The sequence below is a fragment of the bacterium genome, from assembly GCA_040757115.1.
In the GTDB taxonomy this organism is placed as follows: Bacteria; UBA9089; CG2-30-40-21; order CG2-30-40-21; family SBAY01; genus JBFLXS01.
Genome location: JBFLYA010000181.1, coordinates 1 through 7,553, shown reverse-complemented (window position 1 = coordinate 7,553; position 7,553 = coordinate 1). Strand labels below are relative to the sequence as shown.

4 protein-coding genes and 1 pseudogene are annotated in these 7,553 nt (G+C 38.2%); 2 read left to right on the top strand and 3 right to left on the bottom strand.

Annotated features, from left to right (window positions below):
- Positions 1–155: 155 nt before the first annotated feature.
- From AB1422_14015 to AB1422_14005, 3 genes and pseudogenes are all read right to left on the bottom strand, one after another.
- Positions 156–617 (bottom strand): annotated as a pseudogene (locus AB1422_14015) (sulfite exporter TauE/SafE family protein).
- Between the two features lie 704 nt (positions 618–1,321).
- The gene (nhaD, locus tag AB1422_14010; protein MEW6620428.1) at positions 1,322–2,602 is read right to left on the bottom strand and encodes a sodium:proton antiporter NhaD; all 1,281 of its coding nucleotides are present in this window, start codon (positions 2,600–2,602) and stop codon (positions 1,322–1,324) included.
- Entirely contained in the window at positions 2,547–2,699 is a 153-nt protein-coding gene (locus tag AB1422_14005) for a hypothetical protein (GenBank protein ID MEW6620427.1), read from the bottom strand. Before AB1422_14005 ends, nhaD begins: the two co-directional genes overlap by 56 nt.
- A 752-nt stretch (positions 2,700–3,451) precedes the next feature.
- Between AB1422_14005 and AB1422_14000 the strand changes: the two genes are divergently transcribed.
- Both AB1422_14000 and AB1422_13995 read left to right on the top strand, forming a co-directional pair.
- Positions 3,452–5,368 carry a DUF2723 domain-containing protein gene (locus tag AB1422_14000; GenBank protein ID MEW6620426.1) on the top strand — a complete coding sequence of 639 codons (1,917 nt, stop codon included), beginning with the start codon at positions 3,452–3,454 and terminating at the stop codon, positions 5,366–5,368.
- Between the two features lie 208 nt (positions 5,369–5,576).
- The gene (locus AB1422_13995; GenBank protein ID MEW6620425.1) at positions 5,577–7,316 is read left to right on the top strand and encodes an IS1634 family transposase; all 1,740 of its coding nucleotides are present in this window, start codon (positions 5,577–5,579) and stop codon (positions 7,314–7,316) included.
- Positions 7,317–7,553 lie beyond the last annotated feature (237 nt).

Genomic DNA, 7,553 nt, shown 5'->3' with positions numbered 1-7,553 from the left:
CAATTAACTGCTTCTAAGAAACATATGGTCAATCGAGAGTGGGGACATTTGGAATCAACCCCTTTCTTGAAATGGAGAACAGCATATTGTCTCACTTGAGCTAAAATAAAAATAAGGACTTTATGCCTCTAAAACTAAAAAATTTGAACATCGAGTATTATGGTTGTACCGGGAAGGATATTGACTAAATATGCAGGAAGGGCAAGCCCTATCATTGCGCCTACTATTGCTACTGTTGATGCAATCAGTGCTACTGGAAGGGCAAGACGCAGACTTGCAAGATTTCTCTTGAGAAGTCCAGGGCCTGCTGCAAGGGTGCCAGAGAGTGCTACTATAAGACCAGCGCCCCTGACAAAGTCAATATGAAAGGGGAAAAATCCTCCAACAAGCGGGACGAACAAGACACCACCTCCAACGCCGCCAAGTACAGCCAGAATTCCAAGTATAAATGTGAAGACGAGTAAAATAATTGACCATGCCCACCATGGAAGCTGTAAATCTTTTTCTGTTGCTGGTAGTGTATATGGTTCGGTAGAACCATATACACTACTTGCTATTGAGAATAATGTTAGGAAAACTACTGCAATGAATAAAAATCTTAGTAATCGGTTTTTCATAAAGGTCTCCTGAAAATAGTTAATTAGAGATTAGAGAATTAGAACCTGCACTCTTGCTAATCTCTAATCTCTATGCCCGATTTTCATCCTCCTTTGTGCCCACTCCCTGTGGGCATGAGCGTTTCTCCGGAAAATAGACCACAGACCATAAGTTTATTCCCCCTTAACAAAGGGGGGTAGGGGGTTGTATAGCACTTATTAATCAAAATTTGACATAGATATGGCTCTGAAATTCCAAATCACAAATTCCAAATTCCAATTAGTGAATTAGTGAATTAAGCGAATTAGCGAATTAGTAAAATCTAATCTCTAATTCACTAATCTCTAATTCGCTTTTTGGTATGTGGAATTTGGTGCTTGAGATTTGGGATTTTTTTATTATCCACTCTGAGTAAAGTTTTGACTAATAACTGTTATATTCCCCTCTTGAGAGGGGTGTAGGGGTGTGTTCCCTCCCTATTTTCATCGTCATTTGTGCCCTGCAGGGGCATGAGCGTTTCTCCTCCACTGATAGTAATTTGCTTTTGGGGACATTTTTTGCTTCGCAACATTTTGCGGACGCAACATTCTTACGAATTCTTGCTTTGCTCGAATTCAGATATTACCTTCACTTTTGCCCATTATGGGAATATGTTACCATAATCTTTCCCTATTGTCAACAAAAATCCTTAACCCTCAGCAATTCTCGGTGAAGCATTCAAGTCTCAATGCAGGAGATTATACTGAATTAGATAAGCCACTATTCCGCAAAAATATCCAATAAAGGCAAGAGGACCAATACGGCTGGCATACCAGAAGAACTCGATTTTCTCTAAACCCATTGCCGCCACACCCGCCGCTGAACCGATTATCAAAATCGAACCTCCGGTACCGGTACAATAAGCCATAATCTCCCAAATAAGAGAGTCCTGCGGAAATTGACAAAGAGGATACATTCCCATAGAAGCCGCTACAAGAGGAATATTACCTACTATTGCTGAAGCAAACCCCACGATAATGACAATTAGAGCCTGACTACCGATTTTAGCATCAAGCCAATGCCCCAGAGCAGGAAGCATGCCATTTGCGGAAAGCGTAGCCACAGCAAGCAAAATGCCTATAAAGAATATAGCCGATGCCATATCAATTTTCTTAAGCGCCCTGGTTAGGGTGAGATGCTCTTTTTCCTCATCAGACTTATGGCGATGCAGGATATTGCTGGTCAGCGAGACTATGCCAAGAGTAAACAGAATGCCAAGATAGGGAGGTAAATGCGTTATTGCCTTGAATATCGGGACAAAAATCAAAGCACCTATACCAATAAAAAACATCAGGTTTTTCTCAAATTGCGAGATGTTTGTCGCTCTATCTTCTATATCATCTGGCGGCACAATGTTTCCCTTCAGGAAGAAAGAAGTTATTATAAGGGGAACCACCAAATTGAGCATAGAAGGAAGCCATACACCTTTTATAATATTAACAGTGGAAATCTGTCCGCCTATCCAGAGCATAGTAGTGGTTATATCGCCCATAGGACTCCATGCTCCGCCTGCATTTGCCGCAATGACGATGATGCCTGCAAAAAAGAGTCTCTGCTTACGTTCCTTGAGCAATCGCTTCATTAAGGCAATCATCGCGATAGTTGTGGCCATATTATCGAGAATTGCTGATAGATAAAAAGTAATGAATCCGATAATCCAGAGCAGGCTTAAGAGTTTTTTTGCCTTAATCCGCGAGGTAATGACTTCAAACCCTCCATGGGAGTCAATTATTTCCACAATAGTCATAGCGCATATAAGAAAGAATACGACTGCCGCTGTTTCAGCCAAATTTTCGGTAAGCTGATGGTTTACGACTTCCACTCCAAGCGGGCTGGCAAAAGAATACAGTGTCCACATCAAGCCTGCGGCAAGCAGGGCAATGGCAGATTTGTTAATCTTCAGCGAATATTCAAAGGCTATCATTGTGTAGGCAAGCACAAATACAACTGCAACCATAATCATCATCATATAATTCTCCTGAAAATAGGAAGTAGAGAGTAGAGAGTAGAAAGTAGAAAGTAAAGAAAACATCACTCCTCACGCCTATCTCCTTACCTCCCACCTTCTATCTCCTACCTACTATTTTCATCCTCATTTGTGAACCCACGGTTCATGACCGTTTCTCCTGAAAATAGACTAGAGACCATAGACCATAGACCAAGGAACCGATGAAAAGCAAGTTTATTCCCCCTTAAATTCGGGACTCGGGACTCGGGGTTCGGGACTCGAGAAGGCTGGTAGCCGCAGGCTTCAGCCTGATTTCACCTGAACCATCAAACCATCAAACCCATTTTCATCTTCGTTTGTGCCCTGCAGGGGCATGAGCGTTTCTCCTCTAACAAACCTTTTTCTCTCAAAAGTTAATGTGGGATTAACATACCATATTTCTTTAAATTTGTCAAGAGGCTGACCAAGAATTTCTTAAAAAAATTCGACCTGTGCGGTTAAATGTAAAATGGATAATGTAAAATGAAAATGTATAACTGAAAGGTAATGAGTCTTGCGAAGGACTAAAATTTCCCATTTTTCATTTCCTGTTTTACATTTTACATTTATTTTCCTTTGCGTCTCTGCGATGAATTAGTCTAATTGCACAGGTGGAAAAAATTTGTAGTATGAGGCTTTAGCCTCGCTTCTGGCAAGCCAAAAGGCGAACCTAAAGATTCGCACTACATTTATGGGATGTCAGAGGTTAATTCGTGTGCATTTGTGGTTAATTTCCTTAATTCTCTGTGAACTCTGTGCCTCTGTGGCTGAACGCTTACCCAAAAAAAGATTTGACAAGAGTGAATTCCTCTGATAATATTTTAAAATATGGGAAAGAGGAAACTAAAAAAGAAGAATATTAAACCAGATTATGGACAGATAGGTGGAATTCTTGTATTTTTACTCTCCTTTTTTACCTATTTAAAAACCCTTACCCCGGATGTGGCACTTCAGGATACTGGTGAATTAATTAGCTGTGCATATCTTCTGGGTATTCCACATCCACCTGGTTATCCACTCTATTGTTTACTTGGAAAACTATGGATGACTATTCTACCGATAGGTAATATTGCCTATCGGATGAATATGCTCTCGGCTCTATGTGCGGGTTTATCTTGTATGATGGTGTATTTTATCATTTTAAAGTTGGCAGTGACCAGTAAACAGTGGACAGTAAAAAAAGATTTCTCTGATTCTCCGATTCTTCCTTTCTCCATTTCTATTTCTAATCTCATTTCGGCCATAGTTGGGGCATTAATGCTTGCCTTTGCCTCTACCTTCTGGCAACAAGCAGTAATTGCTGAAAAATACACACTCAACGCCTTGTTTGTCACCTTCGTAATCTTCATCTTACTAAAATGGCACGAAGGAGTTATTGGGTGTAACCCAAAATCATATCTCTATCTCTTCGCCTTCACTCTCGGGTTATCCTTTACCCACCACATGCAAACTATCTACTTAATTCCAGCAAGCATATTCTTTATCCTGACTGAATGTTATAAATGTAGATATTCATCACTCATCACCCTTCATTCTTCAGTCAAACTTCTTTGCTGTTTCATCACCCCTCTTTTCTTATATCTCTATCTTCCTTTGCGGGCAATAGTTAATCCACTTGTTAATATGGGAGACCCGGATACATGGAAAAGGTTTATAGAACATATCACCGCTGAGCAATTTGGTGGATACTTTGAAATCTCTGAAGCCGTTGGTCGTCTCTACACCTCTTTAGCCCAATTTTTCCCACATCAATGGACGATTTATCTCATCTGGTTTGGGTTAATAGGTGGGTTTTTTGTCTGTAAGTATTCAATGCGTCTTTTTGTCTTTTTATCTTTGATTTTAATAACCAATATCCTTTATTCATTATTTTATAACATCCCCAATATTCAAGATTATTATTTACCAGCATTTATGGTCTTTGCTATCTGGATGGGAGTTGGTGTCCAATATCTTCTGCTCTGGTTGATGAAGAGTAATAAGAAAAACATTGGGATTATTTATTTTTTATTCCTATCTCTGCCAATTATTCCTTTAACTACCAATTATCCTGAGAGTAATCGAAGTCAATACTACTTTGCCTCTGATTTGGTCAGGAATATTCTAACCCCAATGGAAGAAAAATCTATAATATTTCTGGAAACAGATGACACTGCCTTTCCTCTGTGGTATAGTCATTATGTAGAACAAAGACATCCGAAGGCAGTTTTTATTGATGTTCCATTTCTGGCAGTTCATTATGATTGGTATGTTCAAACATGGAAAGATAAATATCCTGATTTAGCCTTTACTTTTGAAATTCAGGATATGTTAGGGGTGAAAACGCGGCAGCTGGAAAAAATTAGAATAGAGCGAATCTACAATATTATCACCAATAATATTAATTCTTATACTATTTACAAAACTTATGATTTTGCTATGGCTACAAACTATTCTTTGATTCCTCAAGGGGTATTCTGCAAGGTATTGGAAAAAGATGTCCCTGGAGAGAAATTTAAAAAAGAGCTGGATAAAAATAAAGGATTTTTATGTCGAGGGGTAGTTGATAAAAGGATATTTAAAGATGAACGAACTCAATCGCTCATCTCAATCTACCCGCAAAGTTATTATAATATTGGTAGTTTTTATTATATGTTAAAAATGTATGACCAGGCGATTGAAAAGTTCAAGCAAGCATTAGAGATAGACCCTGGCTATTCCAAAGCCAGACATGGAATTGAAATGGCGTATAAATATAAATCGTAACTCAAGTTCAACAGGAAATTGACGAAATTAGTGGTAGCGAAAGTAGAATTTCTTGTATTTACAAGGGATTTGGAAGAGAGGGGATTAAAAAATTCCAAAAAGTGAGTGACAATAAAATGTCCAAAGGCAAAAAATATTTCTTGGCAAATTGTCCTTAAAATGCTATACTTCTTATCAGAAATTGAGAAAAGAAGGAGGGAATGACACAATGGCATTTGTAAGGACGGTTAAGACTAAATCATCAACTGGTCAAATCAATGAATATGTCAGGGTGGTAGAGAGTTATTACCAGAAAGGTAAACGCAAACAAAGGGTAATAGCTAATCTGGGCAATGTAGTTGTCTTACGAAAGGATATAAAGCGGATTGTCAATGGCTTACTGCAAAAGGTAGGAGAGAAACCATTAATCTTTGCACAAGACTTAAGGAATGAAGAGATTAAGGAGTATGGGGTAGGATATCTTGCCTCTTTTATGTGGCAGGAATTGGGATTAAAAGATTTGGTGGAAAAGATACTAAAGGGCAAGAAGGTAGAATTAGACTACAGCAACTGGATTAAAATGATGGTAGTAAATAAATTAAGTGATCCTACAAGCAAGCTGGGTATATTTGAATGGTTAAGTAGAGTCTGGTGGTCAAATCATGGGTTTGATGAGAAGGTATTGGAAACAGTTCAAAAAGAAGAAGAAGAAAGGATTGATATTGCCAAAAAGGAAGTGATGAAGTTTTATCGGGGTATGGATTACCTTTTAGGTATGAAGGAAGAGATAGAAAACCACCTCTATTATAGATTTCGGGACTTATTCAGTCTGGAAGTAGATCTGGTATTTTATGATTTAACTTCCAGCTACTTTGAGGGAGATGGACCGGAAGGGTTGGCGAAATTAGGCTACTCCAGGGATCATGAACCTGGTAAGCCTCAAGTAGTCATTGGGCTAATTCTGTGTAATGGTTTACCGATTGGACATGAAGTATTTGAAGGTAATCGTGTAGATAAGAAGACAGTAAAAGAGGTATTGGCTAAGTTAAAGGAGCAATTCAAGATAAACAGATGCATCTTTGTTGGGGATAGGGGATTAGTAAGCAAAGAGAATTTGGAAATATTAGAAAAAGAAAAAGGATTTGAATCAATATTGGCTTTACGCAAGCGTAGGAATAAAGAGGTAAAGGAGATAATGTTGGAAGGGACTTCTTTGATTTATTGTCGGCTTGAGGATAATTTAGAATATAGAGAGAGGCGAAGAGAGGATGGACTTCGTTACATTATTTGTCGTCATCCAGAGATAGCAAAGGAGCAAAGAGAAGAGCGTCAAGAGAATATGGCTGAGATAGAGAAGGAATTGGAGGAATTAAAGGGAGAGGTAGACAAACAGAAAAGACCTTCTTTAAAGAAGATAGTTAAGAAGGTTGAAGATATTTTATCTTTTCGACATGGTTATGGTTTGTATAAGTATAAATTAGATGAGAAGAATAAAAGTTTTGAATATTTCAGGAATGAAGAAGGGATAAGATTAGAGAATGAATTGGATGGGGTGTATATTTTACGGACTTATGAGAAGGATTTGAGTGCAGAGGAGATAATCGAATCTTATAAAGACCTACAAGATGTAGAGAGAGCATTTCGGAGTTTAAAGACACCATTAGAACTTCGACCTTTTTATCACCATAAAGAGGAAAGAGTGAAAGCTCATGTGTTTATCTGTGTTTTGGCTTATATCGTGCAAAAAGTAGTAGAGAAGATGTTACGGGAGGGAGGTATTAATGTAAGTGGCGAAAGGGTTTTTAGTCTGTTTAAACAGATGGGAATAGCTGTTATGAAGGTAGGAGGAAAATCTTATGGTTATACAAGTGAACCTACTTATATGCAAAATAGGATTTTGAAAACCCTCAAGATAAAATCTCCATCACGGATAATTATGGAAGAGAAAAACAGAAAGAGCCACATGTAGTGACAATCTTAAAAATTAAGTGTAGTAATATTAATATGTTACAAATTTTGCTGTTGAATGTGAGTTTTAACCTTTATGCTAGTGCTTTGTCGCTACTCAGTTGATGTTCTCCCTTGGCCTAATCATTACCCACATCTTTTAGTGGACAGATTAGATAGAAATTCCAAATTCCAAGCACCAAATTCCAAATAAATTCCAAATTCCAAGCACCAAATCCCAAACACCAAATTCCAAAGT

Bases quoted from the DNA above. Each gene is read 5' to 3' on its own strand.
- nhaD (MEW6620428.1), bottom strand. From the start codon at position 2,602: ATGATGATTATGGTTGCAGTTGTATTTGTGCTTGCCTACACAATGATA.
- AB1422_14000 (MEW6620426.1), top strand. From the start codon at position 3,452: ATGGGAAAGAGGAAACTAAAAAAGAAGAATATTAAACCAGATTATGGA.
- AB1422_13995 (MEW6620425.1), top strand. From the start codon at position 5,577: ATGGCATTTGTAAGGACGGTTAAGACTAAATCATCAACTGGTCAAATC.